The 24220-nt window shown below is 67.5% G+C and carries 20 protein-coding genes; 4 read left to right on the forward strand and 16 right to left on the reverse strand.

The window, feature by feature from the left end; translation table 11 throughout:
* The first annotated feature begins 1 nt into the window (after position 1).
* From truB to DMO17_RS03380, 4 genes are all read left to right on the forward strand, one after another.
* Positions 2-922 (forward strand): tRNA pseudouridine(55) synthase TruB, encoded by a 921-nt coding sequence (gene truB, locus DMO17_RS03365; RefSeq protein ID WP_110680906.1) that lies wholly within the window; start codon positions 2-4, stop codon positions 920-922.
* Between the two features lie 143 nt (positions 923-1065).
* The gene (gene rpsO, locus DMO17_RS03370; RefSeq protein ID WP_011914369.1) at positions 1066-1335 is read left to right on the forward strand and encodes a 30S ribosomal protein S15; all 270 of its coding nucleotides are present in this window, start codon (positions 1066-1068) and stop codon (positions 1333-1335) included.
* 165 nt (positions 1336-1500) lie between these two features.
* The gene (gene pnp / locus DMO17_RS03375) at positions 1501-3606 is read left to right on the forward strand and encodes a polyribonucleotide nucleotidyltransferase (RefSeq protein ID WP_110680907.1); all 2106 of its coding nucleotides are present in this window, start codon (positions 1501-1503) and stop codon (positions 3604-3606) included.
* 104 nt (positions 3607-3710) lie between these two features.
* Positions 3711-5126: a DUF4013 domain-containing protein gene (locus tag DMO17_RS03380; RefSeq protein ID WP_110680908.1), complete on the forward strand. Its 1416-nt coding sequence runs from the start codon at positions 3711-3713 to the stop codon at positions 5124-5126.
* A 1-nt stretch (position 5127) separates the two neighbouring features.
* Here DMO17_RS03380 and DMO17_RS03385 read toward each other — a convergent pair whose 3' ends face one another.
* From DMO17_RS03385 to DMO17_RS03460, 16 genes are all read right to left on the reverse strand, one after another.
* Entirely contained in the window at positions 5128-6582 is a 1455-nt protein-coding gene (locus DMO17_RS03385; protein WP_110680909.1) for a rhomboid family intramembrane serine protease, read from the reverse strand.
* Between the two features lie 18 nt (positions 6583-6600).
* The gene (locus DMO17_RS03390; RefSeq protein ID WP_110680910.1) at positions 6601-6894 is read right to left on the reverse strand and encodes a DUF2845 domain-containing protein; all 294 of its coding nucleotides are present in this window, start codon (positions 6892-6894) and stop codon (positions 6601-6603) included.
* 29 nt (positions 6895-6923) lie between these two features.
* On the reverse strand, positions 6924-7223 hold the full coding sequence (locus DMO17_RS03395) for a DUF2845 domain-containing protein (RefSeq protein ID WP_110680911.1): 300 nt from the start codon (positions 7221-7223) through the stop codon (positions 6924-6926).
* 51 nt (positions 7224-7274) lie between these two features.
* On the reverse strand, positions 7275-7562 hold the full coding sequence (locus DMO17_RS03400) for a DUF2845 domain-containing protein (RefSeq protein WP_110680912.1): 288 nt from the start codon (positions 7560-7562) through the stop codon (positions 7275-7277).
* A complete protein-coding gene (locus tag DMO17_RS03405) occupies positions 7562-10600 on the reverse strand; it encodes a DUF748 domain-containing protein (protein WP_110680913.1) in 3039 nt (1012 codons plus the stop codon). Before DMO17_RS03405 ends, DMO17_RS03400 begins: the two co-directional genes overlap by 1 nt.
* A 90-nt stretch (positions 10601-10690) precedes the next feature.
* Positions 10691-11704, reverse strand: coding sequence for a class I SAM-dependent rRNA methyltransferase (locus tag DMO17_RS03410; protein WP_110680914.1), 1014 nt, complete (start codon positions 11702-11704; stop codon positions 10691-10693).
* Positions 11705-11919: 215 nt separating this feature from the next.
* Entirely contained in the window at positions 11920-13098 is a 1179-nt protein-coding gene (locus DMO17_RS03415) for an acetyl-CoA C-acetyltransferase (protein ID WP_110680915.1), read from the reverse strand.
* 43 nt (positions 13099-13141) lie between these two features.
* Complete coding sequence (locus tag DMO17_RS03420) at positions 13142-14041, reverse strand: oxygenase MpaB family protein (RefSeq protein WP_110680916.1); 900 nt, start codon at positions 14039-14041, stop codon at positions 13142-13144.
* A gap of 60 nt (positions 14042-14101) precedes the next feature.
* Positions 14102-16039, reverse strand: coding sequence for an acetate--CoA ligase (gene acs, locus DMO17_RS03425; protein WP_110680917.1), 1938 nt, complete (start codon positions 16037-16039; stop codon positions 14102-14104).
* Positions 16040-16161: 122 nt separating this feature from the next.
* Entirely contained in the window at positions 16162-17826 is a 1665-nt protein-coding gene (gene pgi, locus DMO17_RS03430) for a glucose-6-phosphate isomerase (RefSeq protein WP_110680918.1), read from the reverse strand.
* 87 nt (positions 17827-17913) lie between these two features.
* A complete protein-coding gene (gene panD, locus DMO17_RS03435; protein WP_110680919.1) occupies positions 17914-18294 on the reverse strand; it encodes an aspartate 1-decarboxylase in 381 nt (126 codons plus the stop codon).
* A gap of 82 nt (positions 18295-18376) precedes the next feature.
* The gene (gene panC, locus DMO17_RS03440) at positions 18377-19225 is read right to left on the reverse strand and encodes a pantoate--beta-alanine ligase (RefSeq protein WP_110680920.1); all 849 of its coding nucleotides are present in this window, start codon (positions 19223-19225) and stop codon (positions 18377-18379) included.
* Positions 19222-20022: a 3-methyl-2-oxobutanoate hydroxymethyltransferase gene (gene panB, locus DMO17_RS03445; protein ID WP_110680921.1), complete on the reverse strand. Its 801-nt coding sequence runs from the start codon at positions 20020-20022 to the stop codon at positions 19222-19224. The genes panC and panB overlap by 4 nt, the downstream gene beginning before the upstream one ends.
* 150 nt (positions 20023-20172) lie before the next feature.
* Positions 20173-20664, reverse strand: coding sequence for a 2-amino-4-hydroxy-6-hydroxymethyldihydropteridine diphosphokinase (folK, locus tag DMO17_RS03450; protein WP_110680922.1), 492 nt, complete (start codon positions 20662-20664; stop codon positions 20173-20175).
* Positions 20664-22070, reverse strand: coding sequence for a polynucleotide adenylyltransferase PcnB (locus DMO17_RS03455; RefSeq protein ID WP_110680923.1), 1407 nt, complete (start codon positions 22068-22070; stop codon positions 20664-20666). Before DMO17_RS03455 ends, folK begins: the two co-directional genes overlap by 1 nt.
* Positions 22071-22741: 671 nt before the next feature.
* Complete coding sequence (locus DMO17_RS03460; protein WP_110680924.1) at positions 22742-24157, reverse strand: sigma-54-dependent transcriptional regulator; 1416 nt, start codon at positions 24155-24157, stop codon at positions 22742-22744.
* Positions 24158-24220 lie beyond the last annotated feature (63 nt).

A 24220-nucleotide genomic window follows, 5' to 3' on the forward strand; every position in this document is an offset into this window, starting at 1 on the left:
CGTGGCCCAGGTCAAACGTATCCGCCGCCAGGTCAGCGGCATTCTGGTGCTCGACAAGCCGCGCGGCATGAGCTCCAACCAGGCCCTGCAGAAGGTGCGCTGGCTGCTCAACGCCGAGAAGGCCGGGCACACCGGTAGCCTCGATCCGCTGGCCACCGGCGTGCTGCCGCTGTGCTTCGGCGAGGCGACCAAGTTCTCCCAGTACCTGCTGGACGCCGACAAGGGCTACGAGACCCTGGCCCAGCTCGGCGTCACCACCACCACCGGCGATGCCGAGGGCGAAGTCCTCGAGCGCCGCGAAGTGACCGTCGGTCGGGAGGCCGTGGAGGCCGTCCTGCCGCGTTTTCGTGGTGAAATCAAGCAGATACCGCCGATGTACTCGGCCCTGAAGAAGGACGGTCAGCCGCTCTACAAGCTGGCCCGCGCCGGCGAGGTAGTGGAGCGCGAGCCGCGATCTGTTACTATCGCGCGCCTGGATTTACTGGCCCTGGAGCAGGCGCAGCTGCGCCTGGCCGTGGCCTGCAGCAAGGGTACCTATATCCGTACCCTGGTCGAGGACATCGGCCAGCAGCTGGGCTGCGGTGCCCATGTGGCCGAGCTGCGGCGTACCCAGGCCGGGCCTTTCGGCCTGGCCCAGGCCATCAGCCTGGAGACGCTGGAGAAGGTCCATGCCGAAGGCGGCAGCGAGGCCCTCGACCAGTTCCTCCTGCCGGTGGACAGCGGCCTGGAGCACTGGCCGCTGCTGCAGCTGTCCGAGCACAGCGCCTACTACTGGCTGCACGGTCAGCCGGTGCGGGCGCCGGAAGCGCCCAAGTTCGGCATGCTGCGGGTGCAGGATCATACCGGCCGCTTCATCGGCATCGGTGAGGTGAGCGAGGACGGGCGCATCGCGCCCAAGCGTCTGATTTCGACCGGCGCCTAGCGTCGGCAGGCGCCCCGGGTTGCGGCTCGGGGCGATGGATTCGGTCGGTGCGACCGGAGCGAGGGTGGCTGTCAGCAGGCACGGTCATTCCTCTTTTTAAAACACGGGACTGGTTCCCGGCCTGTTCACTCAAGGAGCCCATCATGGCACTGAGCGTTGAAGAAAAAGCCCAGATCGTTAACGAGTACAAGCAAGCTGAAGGCGATACCGGTTCTCCGGAAGTGCAGGTTGCCCTGCTGACCGCCAACATCAACAAGCTGCAGGATCACTTCAAAGCCAACGGCAAAGACCACCACTCCCGTCGTGGCCTGATCCGCATGGTCAACCAGCGTCGCAAGCTGCTGGACTACCTGAAGGGTAAGGACACCACTCGTTACAGCGCCCTCATCGGTCGCCTGGGTCTGCGTCGCTAAGACGTGCACCTGAAGTGAGAAGCTGGGAGCACGGGGTTGCAGGACGGTTGATACCGGCCGGCGGCTTCGGGCTTCCAGCTTCTGGCTTTTCAGGGGTATGACAACGGGTCCGACTCCCGGCATTCCCCCCGATTTCCCCAAGGCAACAAAGAGAAGGAAAACACCGTGAATCCGGTTATCAAGCAATTCAAGTTCGGTCAGTCGACCGTCACCCTGGAAACCGGCCGCATCGCCCGCCAGGCCTCTGGCGCCGTGCTGGTCAGCATCGACAACGACGTCAGCGTGCTGGTCACCGTGGTTGGCGCCAAGCAGGCCGATCCGAGCAAGGGCTTCTTCCCGCTGTCCGTGCACTACCAGGAAAAGACCTATGCCGCCGGCAAGATCCCGGGTGGCTACTTCAAGCGTGAAGGCCGTCCGAGCGAGAAGGAAACCCTGACCTCGCGCCTGATCGACCGCCCGATCCGCCCGCTGTTCCCGGAAGGCTTCATGAACGAAGTGCAGGTCGTCTGCACCGTCGTCTCCACCAGCAAGAAGACCGATCCGGACATCGCCTCGATGATCGGTACCTCGGCTGCCCTGGCCATCTCCGGCATCCCGTTCAACGGCCCGATCGGCGCCGCCCGCGTGGCCTTCCACGAGGACACCGGTTACCTGCTGAACCCGAACTACGAGCAGCTGAAAGCCTCCAGCCTGGACATGGTGGTGGCCGGTACCGAGACCGCCGTGCTGATGGTCGAGTCCGAAGCCGACGAGCTGACCGAAGACCAGATGCTGGGCGCCGTGCTGTTCGCCCACCAGGAATTCCAGGCCGTGATCCAGGCCGTCAAGGAATTCGCCGCCGAAGCCGGCAAGCCGACCTGGAACTGGACCGCCCCGGCCGAGAACACCGCGCTGCTCAGCGCCATCAAGGCCGAGTTCGGCGAGGCCATTTCCCAGGCCTACACCATCACCATCAAGCAGGACCGCTACAACCGTCTGGACGAGCTGCGCGACCAGGTCGTGGCCAAGTTCTCCGGCGAGGAAGGTCAGCCGTCCGCCGGCGAGGTCAAGGATGCCTTCGGCCTGATCGAATACCGCACCGTGCGCGAGAACATCGTCAACGGCAAGCCGCGTATCGACGGTCGTGACACCCGTACCGTACGCCCGCTGAAGATCGAAGTCGGCGTGCTGGACAAGACCCACGGCTCCGCCCTGTTCACCCGTGGCGAGACCCAGGCCCTGGTGGTCGCCACCCTCGGCACCGCCCGCGATGCCCAGCTGCTGGACACCCTGGAAGGCGAGAAGAAAGACCCCTTCATGCTGCACTACAACTTCCCTCCGTTCTCGGTGGGCGAGTGTGGTCGCATGGGCAGCGCCGGTCGCCGCGAGATCGGCCACGGCCGTCTGGCCCGCCGCGGTGTCGCCGCCATGCTGCCGAAGGGCGACGAGTTCCCCTACACCATCCGCGTGGTGTCGGAGATCACCGAGTCCAACGGTTCCTCCTCCATGGCCTCCGTGTGCGGCGCCTCCCTGGCGCTGATGGACGCCGGCGTGCCGATGAAGGCGCCGGTGGCCGGTATCGCCATGGGCCTGGTGCTGGAAGGCGAGAAGTTCGCCGTACTGACCGACATCCTGGGTGACGAAGACCACCTGGGCGACATGGACTTCAAGGTCGCCGGTACCGCCAAGGGCGTCACCGCCCTGCAGATGGACATCAAGATCCAGGGCATCACCGAGGAGATCATGGAGATCGCCCTGGGCCAGGCCCTGGAAGCCCGTCTGAACATCCTCGGCCAGATGAACCAGGTCATCTCCCAGTCGCGCAGCGAGCTGTCGGCCAACGCCCCGACCATGCTGGCGATGAAGATCGACCAGGACAAGATCCGCGACGTGATCGGCAAGGGCGGCGCCACCATCCGCGCCATCTGCGAAGAGACCAAGGCCTCGATCGACATCGAGGACGACGGTTCGATCAAGATCTTCGGCGAGACCAAGGAAGCGGCCGAGGCGGCCAAGCAGCGCGTGCTCGGCATCACCGCCGAGGCCGAGATCGGCAAGATCTACGTCGGCAAGGTCGAACGCATCGTCGACTTCGGCGCCTTCGTCAACATCCTGCCGGGCAAGGACGGTCTGGTGCACATCTCGCAGATCAGCGATCAGCGCATCGACAAGGTCACCGACGTGCTCAAGGAAGGCCAGGAAGTGAAGGTCCTGGTGCTGGACGTGGACAACCGCGGCCGCATCAAGCTGTCGATCAAGGACGTCGCCGCAGCGGAAGCCTCGGGCGTCTAAGCCGAGACCATGCTGCAAAGGAGGGCCCTGCGGGGCCCTCTTTTTTTGCCTGCGGTTTGCCCCGACAATGGCGCCTGGTGCAGTACCCACAAGGACGTCAGGCGATGGAAATCAGCCACTGCCGCTATCACCCCGCGCAACCCGCCACCTGGCATTGCCCGCCCTGCCAGCGCGACTACGGCGATTGCTGCATCCCGCTGAATGCCGAGGCCCCCGAGCAGGATCCGAGCTGCCCGCTGTGCCATGGCCAGCTGCAGTTCCTCGGCGCGGCCAACACCGCGCAGCCCTTCTGGCAGCGCATCCCGGCCTTCTTCCGCTATGGCCTGCAGCCGGCTCCACTGGCTTTTGCCGCCCTGCTGGGCCTGGCCAGCCTGTTCATGCCGCCCTGGAAGCTGCTGTGGCTGGCATTGTTCTGCGTCGCCACCAAGTACCTGCAGAGCGTGATCGAAAGCGCCAGCCTGGGCGCCCGTGAGGCTCCCAGCCTGCGCGGGGCTCTGGATGGCGAGGGCTTCAGCCTGTTCTGGCGGCTCCTGGTGATCTTCTTCGTTGGCTTCGCCGTTGTCTGGCTGGCGGCCGACTTCGACAGCGAGGCGCTGTTCTGGGCGGCCACCCTCGGCGTGCAGCTGGTGCTGCCGGCCAGCATCATCCGCCTGGCCCTGGACAAGACCCTGGGTGCGGCGCTGAGTCCCGACCAGGTGGGACTGGTGATCAAGGCCATGGGCTGGCGCTACCTGATCCTCTGGGCCTTCCTGTTCATTCTCTGGCAGTCGCCGGGCTGGGTCGCCTACATGCTGACCGGCGGCCTGCCGCAGGTGGTGCTGGTGCCGCTGGCGACCCTGCTGTTCGGCTACTTCAGCGTGGTGATGTGCGCCATGATGGGCTATGCGGTGTTCCAGTATCAGGGCGCCCTGGGCTATGTGGCGGTGGAGGAGGGCGCGCCGCGCGGCCTGCCCGCCGAGGAGTATCGGCGGCGCCGGGCGCTGGCCGAGGCCGAGATTCGCCTCAAGGAGGGGCAGAGCGAGCGGGCCCTGGAGGTGCTGGCCCAGGCGCTGAACGGCATGCCCGATGACTTCGCCCTCAACGAGCGCTTCCATCGCCTGCTGTTCGGCCTGAATGCCCGCGAGCGCTGCCTGCGCCACCTGCAGCACTACCTGCCGCTGGCCGCGCGACTCAACCCGGTGCAGGCGGCCACGGCCCTGCTCAATGCCCGCCAGTTCAAGGCCGACTACCTGCCGGAGGATGCCCAGGTCTGCGAGCGGGTCGCCCAGGCGCTGCTGGAGCGGCACAAGACCCGCGAGGGCCTGAGCCTGTTGCGCAACCTGCATCGGCGCTTCCCCGACTATCCGCATATCCCGCGGGCCTACCTGCTGGCCGCGCGCGGCTTCGCCGAGGGGCTCGGCCAGGTGGAGCCGGCGCAGCAGCTGCTGGGCTACATTCGTGCGCGCTATCCGCAGTCGCCGCTGCTCGGCGAGGTGGAACGCCTGGAGGAAACCCTGCGCCGGCTGGCAGCGCAGGCCTGAATCAGCGCGCCAGGTGCTGCTGGAGCAGGGCCAGCTGGCGCGTCTGCTCGGCTTCCGGGTAACTGTCACGCAGGAAACGGCTGAGCTCGGTGACGCCGCGCAGGTCCCGGCCCTGGCCCAGCAGGCGCGCCAGCTGCAGGGTCAGCCCGGGGAGCTGGGCCGGGCGTTGCGCGCCCTGGCTCAGGCGCCGCCAGGCGCCCAGGGCACGCTGGCCTTCGCCGGCGCGGATCAGGGGGGTAAGCAGGTGCAGCTGCACGGCCGGGTGCAGCAGCAGGCGCTGCCCGGCCTCGTCGCTGTCGTCGGCGATGCGCCTGAGCAGTGGCAGGGCCTGCTGGCCGTCCGCCAGGGCGAACAGCTGCTTCAGCACGCTGCCGAGCAGCGCCTTGTCCTGGCGTCCGCGGGCCACGGCATAGAGCCGCTCCAGCAGCTCCGCACGGCCTGGATAGCGATTCAGCAGCTCGGGCCCGCGGGCCGCGGCCTCGGCCAGGGCGAACTGGCCGAGCTGCCGGTCCAGCGCCGCCAGCTCGCGCTTGAACGGTGCGTCCGGGTCTTGCTTGTGCAGGTAGGCTTCGTCCACCTTCAGGCGCCCGCCCTGGCGCGGCAGCCAGACGGCCAGGAAGCCGGCCAGCAGGCCGCCCAGGTGGGCCAGGTAGTTGACGTTGTCCCCGGCCTGCAGCAGGCCGAACAGCTCCTTGCCGATCCACACCGGCAGTATCCACAGGGCCGGCGCCTTGAAGTAGCCGATCAGCGGACCCAGCCAGTAGAAGAAGTTGATCCGCCGCAGGCCGAAGACGCCGACGTACATGCCCATTAGCCCGGAAATGGCACCCGAGGCGCCCACGCCGGTGACCCAGGCCGGATCCACGGCCCACCACAGCAGGTGCGCGGCGACCCCGCTGAGCAGGTAGAGGCCTAGGTAGGCCCAGCGGCCCAGGGCGATCTCCAGGGCGAAGCCGAAGATGAACAGGAACAGCATGTTGCCCAGCAGGTGCATGAAGTCGCCATGCAGGAACATGGCACCGAACAGGCCTTCGAGGCTGAAGCGCGCCGGAACGAAACCGAAGCGGTAGGCACTGATGCGGTCACGGGCCCGTTCGGCCTTGTCGCGGGCTGCCTGCCAGGCCCGGTCGGCACGGAAGTCGGCACGCTGGTGCAGTCGCTGCTCGAACTCCAGGTCGTGGAGAATCCAGGCAGCCAGCTCCTGGCGGCGCAGGCCGTCGACATAGGCACGCTGGTCACCGTCCAGCTGCTCGCGGCGGGCGACGTCCTCGAGGAACAGCGCCCGCTCGCGCCCGAGCAGGCCGCCGTCCAGGTAGGCCTGCACGGCCAGCGTGCGGCGTTCCTCGTCGCCACCCTGGTAGGCGAAATAGATCAGGGTATTGAGCAGGATCAGCAGGAGGGTGATCAGCGGTGGCCGCTTCCAGTCCAGCGGGTGCTCGGCGGGAATGATCAGCATGCGCGGATGTGCTTGCGCTTAGCCGCGCCGGCTGTCGATGCGCTTGAGCACGCCGCCTTCGATCAGCAGGAAATACTGCATGCCGCCTTCGGGGGTGTAGACCCATTCCTCTTGCGGCACCTCGATGTTCTGCCGGTCGCTGACGACGTAGCCGACCACGCTCTTGCTGACCGGCTGGCCGCACTTGCTCAGCACTTCGGCGCTGCGGTCGCCGGTGCTGGCGATGCCCTTGGCGCAGCGCAGCGAGTCGGCACGGGCATCCAGGCTGGCGATGGCCAGCAGGCCGGCGATAAGGGGGGTATGCAGTTTCATGAGGGTCATCCTTGAGTGACGAGCGGGCTTCAATTGCCCCGTTTGCTTTCGATCCTGACCAGGCGGTTACCCTCCAGGCGCAGGAAGTAGTACATGCCGCTGCGGGGCCCGTAGACCCACTCCTCGATGGCGACTTCGCTGAGGTAGCCGTAGTAGTCGCGCACCTCGCGATAGCCGAGCAGGTCCGCGCTGACCGGCTCGCCGCACTTGTCGCGGATTTCGCTGGCGAGATCGCCTGTGCTGATCAGGGCGCTGCCGCAACGCAGGGTGGAACCGGCGTGGGCGGCGACGGGCAGCAGGGCGAGGCTGAGGATGAGCGCGCGGTACATCGGGGGCTCCGGGAGGCGACGGCGCCAGCCTACACCGGCGCCTCGCGGCTGTCAGCGGTTGCGTTTGCGCTCGATGCGGGTCAGGCGGTTGCCCTCGAAGGTGAGGATGCTGAGCATGCCGTTGTCAGGGCCGTAGACCCACTCCTCGATCTTCAGCTCGCGGCGATCGTAGCCGCCGAGGGTGTAGCCCACCAGGTCACGGTAGGCCGGAACGCCGCACTTGCGCTCCACCTCGAAGGCGCGGTCGCCGACGCTGACCAGCTGGGTGCCGCAGCGCAGCGTCTCGGCCTGGGCGGCACCGGCCAGCAGTGCGCCGAGCAGCAGGGCCAGGCCGCGCATCACTGGCTGCCCAGATGCAGGGCCGTGGCGACCTGGCCATCGGCCTGGGCCTCGGCGAGGGCGACATCGAGCAGGTAGATGCGCTGGTCTTCCAGGCCGCCACGCTCTACCAGGTAGTCCTTGATGCTGGCGGCGCGGGCCTGGGCGAGCTGGCGCAGCAGCAGTTCACTCTGGCCCCAGGACTGCAGCACGGCGTCGCGCATCTTCGCCGTGCGCTCCTCGTCCGGCAGCTCCTTCCACTCCGCCGGCGGCTGCTGCTTGAGACGGCTGCGGTAGATGCCTTCCAGCAGCACCGACTTGTCGTCCTCGTCCACCACCAGCTCCGCGGGCTCGGCGGGGACCTGCTCGCCGCTGCGCTGGAGCATCTTGTACTGGGTGTTCTGGTACTCGCGCTCGAGGCGGGCGAGGGCCAACGGCGGGCCGTCGCTGGCCTGGGCGCTCATGCCTTCGACCTCCAGGCGCAGCACCGGGCGCTCCTTGAGGGCCGCGGCCAGGGTGTCCAGGGCCTTCTGCGCACTGCCGTCGAGCTCGTCGCTGCCGGCGGCGAAGCGGATCTGGCTGAGGTCGGTATCGCTGCCGCCGACCAGCCCGGCGATGAACTTGAACGGCGCCTGGGCCGCGCGCAGCACCAGGTTGCGCAGGGTCTGCCAGACGATGGGCATGACGCTGAACTCGGGATTGTTGAGGTCGCCCTGCACTGGCAGCTGGATGTCGATGTTGCCCTGGGTGTCCTTGAGCAGCGCCACGGCCAGGCGGATCGGCAGATCCACGGCGTCCTTGCTGTCCACCTGCTCGCCCAGTTGCAGGTCTTCCAGCAGCAGCTTGTTTTCGGCGTTCAGCTGGCCCTTCTCGATGCGGTAGTGCAGGTCGAGGTTGAGCCGGCCCTTGCGGATGCGGTAGCCGGCGAACTTGCCGGAATAGGGGGTGAGGGTGGTCAGCTCGACGTTCTTGAAGCTGGTGGCGATATCCAGGCTGTTCATCGGGTCGAACGGTGTCAGCTGGCCCTTGATGCTGACCGGCGCGTACTTGTCGACCTTGCCCTTGATATCGACGCCGGCGGTTTTCGGGCTCTGGTTGTCGAGGGTGCCGATCTGGCCGTTGAGTTGCTGGATGGCGGTGGCGAAGTTGGGGGTCAGGCTGAAGTCGGCGAAGTTGGCCGAGCCGTCCTTGATGGCGATGCCGCCGATACGGATCGGCAGCGGCTTGCCGGCCGGCGCGGCCTTGGCATTGGGCTGCTCCGGCTGCGGGATCATCAGGTCGTTGACGTTGGTGGTCAGGTCTTCGTTGATGATGAAGCGCACGTAGGGCTGCTGCAGACTGACCTTGTCAATGGCCAGGCCCTCGCCATGGCGATAGTCGAGGCCCTCGACGACCAGCTGCTGCCACTTGAGGAAGTCGCGCTCCTTGAGGGTGTCCAGGGTATGCAGCTGGTTGACCTCGGCCTTGCCGCCGATGCTGAAGGCCAGCGGCTCGACGCTCTTCAGGTCGACGGCCAGGTCGCTGCCGAGCAAGCCGCTACGCAGCTCCAGGCGCACGAAGGGGCTGATGTAGGCCTGCGCCAGGCGCAGGTCGATGTCGCGGGTGGCGACCTGCAGCTTGGCCCAGGTCGGGCTGATCTGCACCTGGCCGGCGACCTGGATCTGCCCGTTCTTGTTGACCCCGGTGTCCAGCTTGAGGCCGAAGGGCGAGGTACCCAGGCTGTCGAAGTCCTTGAGGTCGAGGTTGAGCGGGGCCAGGTCGAGCTTCACTTCCTGGCTGCCGGCGGCACGGTCGGCCAGGTGGATCTGGTAGTCGCGCAGCTGCACGTCGCGCAGCAGCACCTGCCAGGGCTTGGCCGGCTCCTGTGGCGGTTCCGCGTTGCCACTCTGTTGCTGGGCGACGGTCTCGGCTTGTTCCGCACTAGCTGGTGCGGGCACGGAACCGGTGCCACTTTCGCTCGGAGCCGGAGCCGGAGCCGGAGCCGGAGCCGGAGCCGGAGCCTTGGGCGCGGGAGGTTGTGCGGCGACGGGCGTGGTCGATGGCGTCGGTTTGCTATGGCTGGCGAACAGTTTCTGCCAGTCCAGCTGGCCGTCCTTCTCGCGGGCCGCCCAGGTCTCCAGCTTCTGGCTGCGGATGGTGCCGATCACCACCTGCTGCTTGGCCAGGTCCAGGCTGGTGTCGCCGACTTCCAGGCGCTCCAGGCGCAGCAGAGGTTTGTCCTCCGGGCTCTTGATGGCGAACCGGGCAAGAGTGGCGCTGACCCGGCTCAGCTGCAGCTCGGTGCCCTTGGCCAGGTTCAGCGAATACTCTGTGCTGAGGTCGAGCACGCCGTCTTCCAGCACCAGCGGCACGGCGTCGCGCACATAGGGCCACACACCCTTGAGCTGGCCGTCGCTGATCTTCAGCTGGCCTTTGGAGGCGATGGGGGAAAGGCTGACCTGGCCCTGCCAGTCGATGCGTCCGCCGCGCGGGCCGATGGCGACCATCTGCATGTCGGCGTTGTCGTCGGGCAGGGTGCTGAGGTTGGTCAGCTCCAGGTTCAGCGAGTCATAGACGAACTCCACCGGCTCGCTGGGGCGCAGGTCCTCGAAGTGCAGGCCGTTCTCGATCAGGGCGATGCGGCCGATGCGCAGTGGGAAAGGCTCGCTCGGCTCTTCCGTAGCGGGCTTCTCCTCGGACGGTGGCAGCTTGAACAGGCCGGTCAGGTTGAACGTGCCGTCCTTGGCGAACAGCACTTCGGTGTGGGCCTTTTCCAGCTCGATATCGGCCAGGTGCAGGGCGCCGCTCCACAGGCTGTCCAGCTGCAGGTTGGCATACAGGCGCTGGAAGGCGATCTGCGGCTGTTCCGCCTCGCCGATATGCAGGCCCCAGAGCTGCAGCTCCAGGCTGAAGGGGTTGAGCTCGACGCGCGCGAGGTGCGCCGGAACGGTGGCCAGCTGCGCCAGCTGCTGGTTGGCGACCCGTTGCCCGATGCCGGGCAGGATCAGGAAGCCGAGCAGGCTGTACAGGCCGAGGGTGATGGCCAGGGCGTAGGCGGTACGTTGCAATCCTTTGAGCATGGTACGGCGTCATCTTCCAGTCTGTGGAGCCTGGAGTATGGCATGGCCGTTGCCGCTTTGTGGGCCATCAGAGTGCCGCTGGCAGGTGCCTCAGAAGCGCAGGATCAGGGTCTTCAGCGGTGGCCGGCCATCGCGCGAGGGGAAGTCGGCGGCCGGCAGCAGCTGCGCGCAGTCGCGCACCGGCCGGCCGAGTTTCTCGGCGCAGCGCAGCACCTGGTTGCGCCACTCCTCCAGCTCGACTTTCGCCAGGTTGTTACAGCAGATCAGCACGCCGTCGTCGGCGGTGGTGAGGATCGCCGGCTTGAGCAGGCTCTGGTAGTCGCGCAGCAGGTCGACGGTGCCAAAGGCGCTCTTGGCCCAGGCGGGTGGGTCGAGCAACACCAGATCGAACTGCTGCTGTTGCAGGCGCGGGTAGCTCGGCAGCTTGTGCCCGCGGCGAGTGGCGATGGGCAGGCCGGCCAGCTGGCGGATGGCCGGGAAGTAGTCGGACTGCACGAAGTCCATGGCCAGGCCCGGGTTGAGTGCCAGGTTCTCCCGGCCCACCGCCAGATTGCCCTCGGCGAAGTCCAGGTTGAGCACCGCGCGCGCGCCGCCGGCCGCCGCGCACAGGCCGACGCCGCAGGTGTAGGCGAACAGGTTGAGCACGTGCTTGCCGGCGCTGTGGCGCTTGACCCAGCCGCGCGCCTCGCGCAGGTCGAGGAACAGCAGCGGGTCCTGCCCCGGATGGCGGCCGCGCACCCGGTAGTTGAGGCCCCATTCCCGGCCGACCAGGTCTTCCAGCGCCTCGGGCGTGGCCTGGTACACCGGATCGCGCCGGTCGATGCGCGAGTTGCCGCCGGAACGGTCGTTGTAGACCAGCTGCAGGTCGAGGCCGAGGTGTTCGTTGACGGCGGCGTGCAGGTCGAGCAGTTCATCGTGCGCGAGCGGCTGGTGGAAGCTCTGCACCATCAGCTGCGCACCGTAGCGGTCGATGGTCAGGCCCGGAGCGCCTTCCTGGCTGCCATGGAACAGGCGGTAGCAGTCGGTCTGCTGCTGGTGCAGCTCGGCCAGCAGCGGCTGGCGAGCGTCGAGGGCGGCGCGCAGCGCCTGGTCGAGAGAGGACATGCGCGGCGTCTCGGAACGGGAAGGGCGCGCAGTTTACCAAGAAAAACGCCGGCTCTCGGCCGGCGCTAATCGGGATAGCAGGAGCAATCGCGTCGCGAGCGCAGGTCAGGCTAGGCGAAAGTTGGCGAGGGCGCGGAGTTTACTTGTGTGTAAATGAGCAGCCCGAGCCTGCTTTCAACAACGTCTGATCAAGCGCAGCAGCGATTGACCTGCTATCAGCGTTCGATGGCCAGGGCCACGCCTTGCCCGCCGCCGATGCACAGGGTGGCCAGGCCTTTCTTGGCGTCACGCTTGATCATCTCGTGCAGCAGGGTCACCAGCACGCGGCAGCCGGAGGCGCCGATCGGGTGGCCGAGGGCGATGGCGCCGCCGTTGACGTTGACCTTGGCGGCATCCCAGCCCAGCTCCTTGCCCACCGACAGGGCCTGGGCGGCGAAGGCCTCGTTGGCCTCGATCAGGTCGAGGTCGGCCACCTGCCAGCCGGCCTTGTCCAGGCAGCGGCGGGTGGCGGAGACAGGGCCGATGCCCATGATCGCCGGGTCGACGCCGGCGTTGGCATAGGCGGCGATCCGCGCCAGTACCGGCAGGCCGAGGGCCTTGGCCTTGTCGGCGCTCATCAGCAGCACGGCGGCGGCGCCGTCGTTGAGGCTGGAGGCGTTGCCGGCGGTGACGCTGCCGTCCTTCTTGAACGCCGGCTTGAGCTTGCCCAGGGACTCCGCCGTGGTGCCGGCGCGCGGCTGCTCGTCCTGGGCGAAGCTGACCGGGTCACCCTTGCGCGAGGGGATCAGGATCGGCGTGATTTCGTCGGCGAAGCGCCCGGCCTCGATGGCGGCCACGGCCTTCTGCTGCGAGGCGGCGGCGAAGGCATCCTGCTCCTCACGGCTGATGGCGTACTTGTCCACCAGGTTCTCGGCGGTGATGCCCATGTGGTAGTCGTTGAAGGCATCCCACAGGCCGTCCTGGATCATGCTGTCGATCAGCTTGCCGTGGCCCATGCGCTGGCCGGTACGGGCCGCAGGCATCACGTAGGGGGCCTGGCTCATGTTCTCCATGCCGCCGGCGATGATGACGTCGGCGTCGCCGCAACAGATCGCCTGCGCACCCAGGTGCAGGGCCTTGAGGCCGGAGCCGCAGACCTTGTTCAGGGTCATGGCCGGTACGGCATTCGGCAGGCCGGCCTTGATCGCGGCCTGGCGGGCGGTGTTCTGCCCGGCACCGGCGGTCAGCACGTGGCCGAGGATCACTTCGTCGACCTGGCTGCCGTCGAGGCCGGCCTGCTCCAGCAGGCGCTTGATCACGGCGGCGCCCAGGTCCACGGCGGGAACGCCGGCCAGGGAGCCCTGGAAGCTGCCGATGGCGGTGCGGGTGGCGGCAACTATGACAACGTCTTGCATGTTCATGTCCTCGATGCGGTTCAGGCTGTGACCGGAAAGGCGCTTATGGTCGCATAGCGGATTCTGACCGGCCAGCCACCAGCAGGCGGCGCCGGGCGCGCTGCGCCGCGGTGTTGTCGGCCACGGCCCAGCGCAGCAGTTGGGCAGTGCGCTGCACGCTGGCGCGCAGCAGCGGGCGGCGCCAGGCCGGGACGCTCTCGCCGAGCAGGGCGCTGGCCCAGGTGGGCAGCAGGTCGAAGCTGGCCTGCATCATCAGCCCGCCGAAGGGGCGGGCCAGCAGGCTGGGCATGGGCGCAGCGTGCAGCAGGCGCACCACTTCGCGGGTGCGCTCGTCGCAGCGCAGCTGGGGGCGCATCGCCTCGAGGTAGGTGCTGACCGCCTGGCGCGAATCGGGGACCTCCTGCGCGCCGAGGCGCCGGGCGATCAGCGCCACCTCGGCGTAGTAGCGGTCCTGCTCGGCTTCCGGCAGGTCAGGATTGCAGTAGCGCAGGTAGCCGTTGAGGAAGCAGTGCACCTCGGCCACGTGCACCCAGGTCAGCAGGGCCGGGTCGCTGGCCGCATAGGGGCGCCCGTCGGGGGCCTGGCCCACCACCTGCTGGTGGATGCTGCGCACCTTGGCGATCAGACGCTCGGCGTCCGCGACGCCGCCGTAGCTGGTGCCGGCGATGAACAGACTGGTGCGGCGCAGGCGGCCGATCAGGTCCTGACGGAAGTTGGAGTGGTCCCACACCCCGGCCAGGGCCAGCGGATGGAGCATCTGCAGGAGCAGGGCGGCGATGCCGCCGACCATCATCGAGGTGAAGTCGGCGTGCACTTCCCAGACCATCGAGGCGGGCCCGAACAGGCCGGGGTCGCCCCGCGGCTGGTCGAGGTCGAGCTGGTTGAGCGAGGCGCCGGTGAGGCTGTGGACCTGGGCGGCGATCTGGCGGCGTAGCGGTTCCATGGCCGCCAGTGTCGGTGCTGGATCGCGCCGGATCAAGCGGGGTAGGGCCCGCCACGGGCATCAGCGATTGAGGCGCCGTTCGATCAGGCTGTCGACCACCGAGGGGTCGGCCAGGGTCGAGGTATCGCCCATGTTCTCCAGCTCGTTGCAGGCGATCTTGCGCAGGATGCGCCGCATGATCTTGCCCGAGCGGGTCTTGGGCAGGCCCGGCGCCCACTGGATCAGCTCCGGCTTGGCGAAGCTGCCGATCTCCTTGCCGACCAGGGCCAGCAGCTCCTTGGTCAGCGCCTCGCTGGGCTCGCTGCCCTTCATCAGGGTGACATAGGCGTAGATGCCCTGGCCCTTCACGTCGTGCGGGTAGCCGACCACCGCCGCCTCGGCCACCTCGTCATGCAGGACCAGGGCGCTCTCTACCTCGGCGGTACCGATGCGATGGCCGGAGACATTGATCACATCGTCGACGCGGCCGGTGATCCACCAGTAGCCGTCCTCGTCGCGGCGCGCGCCGTCGCCGGTGAAGTAGTAGCCGGGGTAGGGCTTGAAGTAGGTATCGATCATCCGCTGGTGGTCGCCGTAGACGCTGCGGATCTGGCTCGGCCAGCTGGCCTTGATCGCCAGCACGCCGGCGCCGGGGCCCTCGATTTCCTTGCCCTGTTCGTCGAGCAGCACCGGCTGCACACCGAAGAACGGCCGGGTCGCCGAGCCGGGCTTGAGGTCGGTGGCGCCGGGCAGCGGGGTGATCAGGATCGAGCCGGTCTCGGTCTGCCACCAGGTGTCGACGATCGGGCAACGGGTCTCGCCGACCACGTGGTAGTACCACTCCCAGGCTTCCGGGTTGATCGGCTCGCCCACCGAGCCGAGCAGGCGCAGGCTCGAGCGCGAGGTAGCCTTGACCGGGCCTTCACCCTCGCGCATCAGCGCGCGCAGGGCGGTTGGGGCGGTGTAGAAGATGTTCACCTGGTGCTTGTCGATCACCTGCCAGAAGCGCGAGGCGTCCGGGTAGTTGGGCACGCCCTCGAACATCAGGGTGGTGGCGCCGTTGGCCAGCGGCCCGTAGACGATGTAGCTGTGCCCGGTGACCCAGCCGACGTCGGCGGTGCACCAGTAGATGTCGCCCTCGTGGTAGTCGAACACGTATTTGTGGGTCATCGCCGCGCCCAGCAGGTAGCCGCCGGTGGTATGCAGCACGCCCTTGGGCTTACCCGTGGAGCCCGAGGTGTAGAGGATGAACAGCGGGTCCTCGGCGTCCATCGGCTCGGCCGGGCAGTCGCCGCTGGCCTCCTTGAGGGCCAGGTGGTACCAGAGGTCGCGGCCCTCCACCCAGGCGATCTCGCCCTGGGTACGCTCGACCACCACCACGGTGGAGACGTTCGGGCAGCTCTGCAGGGCCTGGTCGACGTTGGCCTTGAGCGGAATGTACTTGCCGCCGCGCACGCCCTCGTCGGCGGTGATCACCGTGCGGCAGTCGGCATCGAGGATGCGGTCGCGCAGGGCGTCCGGGGAGAAGCCGCCGAACACCACCGAGTGGATGGCGCCGATGCGTGCGCAGGCCAGCATGGCGTAGGCCGCTTCGGGGATCATCGGCATGTAGATGCACACCCGGTCGCCCTTCTGCACGCCGCGGCTCTTCAGCACGTTGGCCAGACGGCTGACGTTGTGGTGCAACTTGTTGTAGGTGATGTGCGCCGACTCGGCCGGGTTGTCGCCTTCCCAGATGATGGCGATCTGTTCGCCGCGCTGCGGCAGGTGGCGGTCGATGCAGTTGTGGGCGACGTTGAGCTGGCCGCCGGCGAACCACCGGGCCTCGCCCTTGGCCAGGTCGCTGTGCTGCACGCGGTCCCAGGGCTTGAACCAGTGCAGGAACTTCCGCGCCTGCTCGGCCCAGAAGCCGTCCGGCTGCTCGATGGACTGGCGGTAGAGCTGCTGGTACTGCTCGTTGTTCAGGTGGGCGCGCCGGCGCACCTCGTCCTTGACCGGGTGAAGGCTGATTTCGAACATGGCGGGTCCTTGTTGTTATCGTGCCGCGATGCCCGCTAGGGTGCATCCAAGCAGTTGCTTGGTTCAAGCCCCGGCCGCCCGAAAGCGCAGAGCCCGGCGCTGGGCCGGGCTCTACGGGGCGATCAGCCGCGGTGACGGCCGCGGAAGAAGTCGATCAGACCCTGGGTCGAGGCGTCCTCGGCCGGTGGCTGGTCCCAGCCGGTGAGGCGCTGGTAGACGCCCTTGCCGAGTTCCTTGCCCAGTTCCACGCCCCACTGGTCGAAGGCGTTGATGCCCCAGATCACGCTCTGCACGAACACCTTGTGCTCGTACATGGCCACCAGCGCACCCAGGCGCCGCGGGCTGATGCGCTCCAGCACCAGGGTATTGCTCGGCCGGTTGCCCGGAATCACCTTGTGCGGCGCCAGGCGCTGCACTTCGTCCTCGCCCAGGCCGCGGGCACGCAGCTCGGCCTCGGCCTCGGCGCGGGTCTTGCCGAGCATCAGCGCCTGGCTCTGCGACAGGCAGTTGGCGTACAGCCACTGGTGATGGTCGGCGACCGGGTTGTAGCTGACCACCGGCACGATGAAGTCCGCCGGAATCAGCGCGGTGCCCTGGTGCAGCAGCTGGTGATAGGCGTGCTGGCCGTTGCAGCCGACGCCGCCCCAGATCACCGGGCCGGTCTCGGTGCTGACCGGGTTGCCGTCCTGGCGCACGCTCTTGCCGTTGGATTCCATGTCCAGCTGCTGCAGGTGCTTGGTGATGTTGCGCAGGTAGTGATCGTACGGAAGGATGGCGTGGCTCTGCGCGCCCCAGAAGTTGCCGTACCAGACGCCGAGCAGGGCCAGCAGCACCGGCATGTTCTTCTCGAACGCGGTGCTGCGGAAGTGCGTGTCCATGCTGTAGGCGCCGGAGAGCAGCTCCTTGAAGTTGGACATGCCGATGGCCAGGGCGATCGGCAGGCCGATGGCCGACCACAGCGAGTAGCGCCCGCCGACCCAGTCCCACATGGGGAAGACGTTCTTCTCGCGGATGCCGAAGGCGATGGCCGCTTCCTTGTTGCTGGTCACCGCGATGAAGTGGCGGTACAGGCGCTCCTCGGTACCGCCGCGGGCCAGGTACCAGGTGCGCGCGGCCTGGGCGTTCTTCAGGGTTTCCAGGGTTCCGAAGGATTTCGACGAGACGATGAACAGGGTGGTCTCGGCATTCAGTTTGGCGGCCAGTTCGTGGAACTCGCTGCCATCGATGTTGGCCAGGTAGTGGCAGCGCACGCCGTGCTGGGTGAAGGGCAGCAGCGCCTCGGAGACCAGCTGCGGGCCGAGGAAGGAGCCGCCGATGCCGATGTTGACCACGTCGGTGATGGCCTTGTCGCTGTAGCCGCGCCACATGTTGCTGTGGATGCGCCCGACCAGGTCGGTCATCTGGTTGAGCACGCGGTGCACTTCCGGCATCACGTTGACGCCGTCTACCTTCACGCAGTCGCCGATCGGTCGGCGCAGGGCGGTGTGCAGCGCCGGGCGGCCTTCCGAGACGTTGACCCGCTCGCCATTGAACAGCGCCTCGATGGCCTCCTGCAGTCCGGCCTCGCGGGCCAGGTCGACCAGCAGGGCGCGGGTCTGCTCGCTGAGCAGGTTCTTCGAGTAGTCGAGGAAGATGCCGCTGGTACTCATGGAGAAGCGCTCGAAGCGCTGCGCATCGCTGGCGAAGGCCTCGCGCATGCTGAAGCCCTGCATGGCCTGACGGTGCTGGAGCAGGGCCTGCCAGGCGGGCAGGGTGGTGACGTCGAGCGGCTGCTGATGGTACGCCATGGGCGGCAAATTCCTTGTTGTGCGGCGTTTCGGGCATTAAAAAGCCCGGCAGGTTCCGGGCTTGGAGTTTAGCGGTACGTGGCGGCGTCAGGCGACCTGTACCGGAATCGCATTGCTGGTGTGGCTCAGCTCGCCACCTTCGCCCATGTACAGCACGCGCGGCTGGAAGTTGGCCAGCTCGGCCTCGCTGTAATGGGCATAGGCGCAGATGATCACGCGCTGGCCGACGCCGGCCTTGTGCGCGGCGGCGCCGTTGACCGAGATGATCCGCGAGCCTTCCTCGCCGCGGATGGCGTAGGTGGTGAAGCGCTCGCCGTTGTCCACGTTATAGATCTGGATCTGCTCGTACTCGCGAATGCCGGCCAGGTCCAGCCACTCGCCGTCGATGGCGCAGGAGCCTTCGTAGTCGAGCACCGCGTGGGTGACGATGGCGCGGTGCAGCTTGGCCTTGAGCATGATGGCGTGCATGGCGGAGGCTCCTGTAGGGAAATCGGCGGCGGCAGAGTGTGCCCGAAGCCCCGAGGGGCTTCAAGGCCGGTGGTCGCGCGGGTTACAGCTCGAAGGCCAGGTTGTCGATCAGGCGCGTGGTGCCGAGGAAGGCGGCGGCCAGGATCACCAGCTGGCGGTCCCCGGCGGTCGCCGGGCGCAGGCTGTTGGCCTCGCGGATCTCCAGGTAGTCGGGGCGCAGGCCGGCGTCCGCCAGGCGGGCCTTGCCGCTGTCGATCAGCCGGGCGAAGTCGCGCTCGCCACTGTGGATGGAGGTGGCCAGCTGCTGCAGGGTGGCATACAGGGCCGGCGCCTGCGCGCGTTGCTCGGCGCTCAGGTAGCCGTTGCGCGAGGACAGGGCCAGGCCGTCCTCGGCGCGCACGGTCGGCTCGCCGATGATCTGGATCGGCATGTTCAGGTCGCGCACCAGGGTGCGGATCACCGCCAGCTGCTGGAAGTCCTTCTCGCCGAACACGGCGAGGTCCGGCTGGACCATGTTGAACAGCTTGGTCACCACGGTGGCGACGCCCTCGAAGTGACCGGGGCGGCTGGCGCCGCACAGACCCTCGGAAACGCCGGGCACGCTGACCCGGGTCTGGCCGTCCTGGCCGTGGGGATACATCTCCTCCACGTCTGGGTGGAACAGCAGGTGGCAGCCGGCGGCGACCAGCTTTTCCTGGTCGGCCACGAGGGTGCGCGGGTACTTGGCCAGGTCTTCGCTGGGGCCGAACTGCAGCGGGTTGACGAAGATGCTGGCGACCACGAAATCGGCGCGCTGGCCGGCCTTCTCCACCAGGGCGACGTGGCCCTCGTGCAGGTTGCCCATGGTCGGCACGAAGGCGATGCGCTTGCCTTCGCCACGCGCGCGCGCCACGGCGGCGCGCAGTTCGAGTACGGTCTTGACGGTGTTCATGCGGAGAATCCGTGTTCCTCGGCGGGGAAGCTGGTGTCCTTCACGGCGCGTACATAGGCGGCGAAGGCGGCCTGCACGTTGGGCTGGCCTGCCATGAAGTTCTTCACGAACTTCGGCGTACGTCCGGTCAGCGACAGGCCCAGCAGGTCGTGCATCACCAGCACCTGGCCGTCGGTGGCATTGCCCGCGCCGATGCCGATCACCGGGATCTTCACCGCCTGGCTGATCTCGGCGGCCAGCTCGCTGGGCACGCACTCGAGCAGCAGCATGGCCGCGCCAGCCTGTTCCAGGGCCATGGCGTCGGCGCGCAGCTGGCGTGCGGCGGCGTCGCCACGGCCCTGCACCTTGAAGCCGCCGAACACGTTGACCGCCTGCGGGGTCAGGCCCAGGTGGGCGCACACCGGTACGCCGCGCTCGGCCAACTGGCGGATCGGCTCGGCCAGCCAGCCGGCGCCTTCCAGCTTGACCATGTGGGCGCCGGCCTGCATCACCGTGGCGCAGCTGGCGAAGGTCTGCTCCAGGGTGGCGTAGGCCATGAACGGTAGGTCGGTGAGGATCAGCGCGCCCTGGTTGCCACGCTTCACCGCGGCGGTGTGGTAGGCCATGTCGGCCAGCGACACCGGCAGGGTGCTGTCGTGGCCCTGCAGGACCATGCCGAGGGAGTCGCCCACCAGCAGCACTTCCACCCCGGCCTGGCAGGCTGCCTGGGCGAAGGTGGCGTCGTAGGCGGTCAGCATGGCGATCTTTTCGCCCTTCTGCTTCATGCCCAGCAGGGTGCTTACGGTTACATCAGGCATCGGAGAGTCCTCATCAGCGGGCCGTTTCGCGGCGCTTGTGGCGCCTCTGCTCGGCCTCTTGGGCAGCGCTGTCTGTGCTGCCTCGGGGCAACGGGACGCCTATAGTCCCGATGGGGAGGCGTGAAGTCAATCGCGGGTGTTACCGCGCTGTTACGGCGTTACCAGGCGCTCCAGGCCCGCATAGGGACAGGCGGCGAGCAGTTCCGGCAGGCGGCGGCCGTCCGGCAGCTGCAGGTCGGCTGGGGCGATCTCGGCCAGCGGGTAGAGGACGAAGGCGCGGGCGTGAATGTGGTAGTGCGGCACGGTCAGGCGCTCCTCGGCGAGCAGGCGTGAGCCGAACAACAGGATGTCCAGGTCCAGGGTACGCGGGCCCCAGCGCTCGACCTTGCGCTCGCGGCCCTGTTCCAGCTCGATGCGTTGCAGGGCGTCGAGCAGCTGCAGCGGTGCCAGCTCGGTGTCCAGCGCGGCCACGGCATTAACGTAGCGCGGCTGGTCGGGCGGGCCCAGCGGGTCGCTGGCATAGAAGGAGGAGGTGGCCGCCAGGCGGCTGGCCGGCAGTTCGGCAAGCGCGGCCAGCGCCGCCCGCAGCTGCTGGAGCGGCTCGGCCAGGTTGCTGCCGAGGCCGATGTAGACCCTTTCCATCAGTCCCCGGCCGGCGCGTCGCTGCGCGGGCCGCGGCGGCGGTTGCGCCCGCCGCGGCGGCGCTTGCGTGCCGGTGCGCTGTCGTCGCCGTCATCCGCGCGGCTGCTGAGGTCGCGGATCATGGCGCGGCGTTCGCTGTCGCTGGCGTCCTGGTAGTCGGTCCACCAGTCGCCCAGGCCGCCGGTCTGCTCGCCGGCCTCTTCGCGCAGCAGGAGGAAGTCGTAGCCGGCGCGGAAGCGCGGGTTCTCCAGCAGCAGGTCGGCACGCTTGCCCTGGCGCCGTGGCAGGCGCTCCTGCATGTCCCAGATCTCGCGGATCGGGATGGTGAAGCGCTTGGGCACGGCGATGCGCTTGCACTGCTCGACGATCAGGTCGTGGGCCGCTTCCTGCATCGCCGGGATCGGCGGCATGCCGCGCTCCTGCAGCTGCGCGGCGCGCGCCGGCAGTGCCGGCCAGAGCAGGGCGGCGAAGAGGAAGGCGGGGGTCACCGGCTTGCCCTGGGCGATGCGCTCGTCGGTGTTGGCCAGGGCCTGGCGGATCAGCTCGCCGGCATAGTCGGGATCGCGCTCCAGGGCGCGGGCGCTGGCCGGGAACAGCGGGGCGAACAGGTCGTACTCGAGCAGCAGCTCGAAGGTGCGCTCGGCGTAGCCGGCGAGGAACAGCTTGAGCACCTCGTCGAACAGGCGTGCGGCAGGGATGTCGCGCAGCATCGGCGCCAGGCGACGGATCGGCGCGGCGCTGTGTTTCTCGATGTCGAAGTCCAGCTTGGCGGCGAAGCGCACGGCGCGCAGCATGCGTACCGGGTCTTCCAGGTAGCGCTGCTCGGGGTCGCCGATCAGGCGGATCAGGCGGTTGCGGATGTCGTGCACGCCGTGGGCGTAGTCCAGCACGCGCTCGCTGCTGACGTCGAAGTACAGGGCGTTGATCGTGAAGTCGCGGCGCTGGGCATCGCTCTCCTGACTGCCGTAGACGTTGTCGCGCAGGATGCGCCCGCTCTCGTTACGGGCGGACTGATGGCTGTCTTCCTCGTCGTCGCCCTGCGGGTGGTTGCTGCGGAAGGTCGCCACCTCGATGATCTCGCGGCCGAAATGCACATGCGCCAGCTTGAAGCGGCGGCCGATCACCCGGGCGTTGCGGAACTCGGCCCGCACCTGCTCGGGGGTGGCGCTGGTGGCCACGTCGAAGTCCTTGGGCTGCACGCCGATCAGCAGGTCGCGTACGCAGCCGCCGACCAGATAGGCCTGGTAGCCGGCGTTCTGCAGGCGCTCCACCACGTTTACCGCATTGCGGCTGAACTGGCTGCGTTGCAGGGAATGCTGGCGCGGGCCGAGAATTTCCGGCGTGCTGCGGGGGCGGGCTTGGCGCTTGAGAGGTGAGCGGAACGACTTGAACAGCTTTTTCAGCATGGGATGCACTGTTTGCAGGGATAGGCGGCCACAATTGCAGATCGCCGCAGGATTGGCGCGGATTCTAGCATCGGGAAGGGGAGTGGTGGAAAAGGCAGGCTGGGGAAAGCGAGGTGGGGTGAAGCTACTGGGGGAGCCGAAGCTCCCCCCCAAATAGGTGCGTGCTTTGTTTTTATTATTGTGCGGGCCTGTTGTTTTTGTTGTAGGCCCGTTTCGGGTAGCCCAAATCGGGTACCAGGAGCAAACGGATTGCTTTGGATGCTGATGCTGCCTTGATCATTCCGTGACCCAACCAGTGCAGGCGCTGCTTTAGTGCAGTTTTTGTTGTTCTCGGCCTGGTTGTGGGGCGAACCCCAAGGGCAAATCCTCTCCAAAAGAATCAGTTAGCTGCGCCTCCGCGTTGTTGTTTTTGTTGTGCTGGAGTCGTTCTGTATTGTTTTTATTGTTGAGGTTTCAAGCGTTGTTATTGTTGTTGTGCCAGAGATAAAGCAGAAGCCGTGCCAGTTTTTAAAATCACTTGTATTTCAATGGTTTATGATTTTATGGTGCAGGCGGCGGGCAGAAAAAAGCCGGGTTCCCGTTACCGATGAACCCGGCTTTTGTTACGCGATATTTGTGCGGGGTAACAGGCGCGGAACCTTTTGCGGCGAGGCCTGTCACCGTTGTCCCGCTCAGGAGCCGGTCGCCGCGCCCGACTTGCGCCGCGGAATGCCCAGGCGCTGACGGCGCTCCCACAGGCACTTGCGGCTGATGCCGAGCTTGCGCGCCAGTTCGGTCTCGGTCATGTGATCCTGGTGCTCCAGTACGAAGTGCTGGAAGTAGTCCTCCAGCGACAGGTCCTCGGTCGGTTCGTGGTTGGCCGCGGTCTGCTGTGGCTGTTCGCTGAAGTCGCCGTCCTCCAGGTCGTCCAGCTCGATGTCGATGCCCAGCAGCTCGGCGGAAATTTCCGCGCCCTCGCAGAGGATCACCGCGCGCTCGATGGCATTCTCCAGCTCGCGCACGTTGCCCGGCCAGGGGTAGTGGCGGATCGCCTGCTCGGCGTCGTTGGCGAAGCGCAGGTCCTCGCGGCCCATGCGCTGGCACTGGCGGACGAGGAAGGCGCGGGCGATCTCGTTGACGTCGGCGCCGCGCTCGCGCAGTGGCGGCAGCTTGAGGGCGATGACATGCAGGCGGTAGTAGAGGTCCTCGCGGAACTGGCCGGTCTTGGCCAGCGTCTTGAGGTCGCGGTGGGTAGCGGCGATCAGGCGCACATCGACCTTCTGTGACTGCACCGAGCCGACCCGACGGATCTCGCCTTCCTGCAGCACGCGCAGCAGGCGGGCCTGCGCCTCCAGCGGCAGCTCGCCGATCTCGTCGAGGAACAGGGTGCCGCCGTCGGCCGCTTCGACCAGGCCGGCGCGGCCGGCGCTGGCGCCGGTGAAGGCACCTTTCTCGTGGCCGAACAGTTCGGATTCGATCAGCGTCTCGGGGATGGCAGCGCAGTTCACCGAGATCAGCGGTGCCTTGGCGCGACGCGAGAGGTTGTGCAGCGCACGCGCGACCAGCTCCTTGCCGGTGCCGGACTCGCCCTGGATCAGTACGTTGGAATCGGTGGGAGCGACCTTGCGGATCTTGCCGTAGAGGTCCTGCATGGCGGCGCAGGAGCCGATGATGCCGATCTCGCCCTCGGCGGCGGCGCCGTTGCCCTTGCCGGCGGACTTGCTGGGCGCCTCGCTTGGCGGGTTGCGCTTGGCCTCCTGGTGATCGCGCAGGATACGCGCCACGGCCTGGAGCATCTCGTCGTGATCGAAGGGCTTGGCGATGTAGTCCACCGCACCCATCTTCATCGAGTCCACCGCCGAGCGCAGGCTGGCATAGCTGGTCATGATCAGTACCGGGGTGCCGTCGGCCAGCTTGATCAGCTCGGTGCCGGGGGCGCCGGGCAGGCGCAGGTCGCTGACCACCAGGTCGAAGGTCGGAATGCTGTAGCGCTCCTGGGCCTCCTGAACCGAGCCGGCCTCGCTGACCTGGTACTGGTTGCGTTCCAGCAGGCGGCGCAGGGCGGAGCGGATGATGGTTTCGTCTTCGACGATGAGGATATGCGGCATTGTGTTCTCTCGACGGTCTCCGAATCCGCCGGGCTCGTGGCCCCTCGGCGGTTCTAGGTCACT

It is taken from the genome of Aquipseudomonas alcaligenes (assembly GCF_003205495.1).
Classification (GTDB): domain Bacteria; phylum Pseudomonadota; class Gammaproteobacteria; order Pseudomonadales; family Pseudomonadaceae; genus Aquipseudomonas; species Aquipseudomonas alcaligenes_B.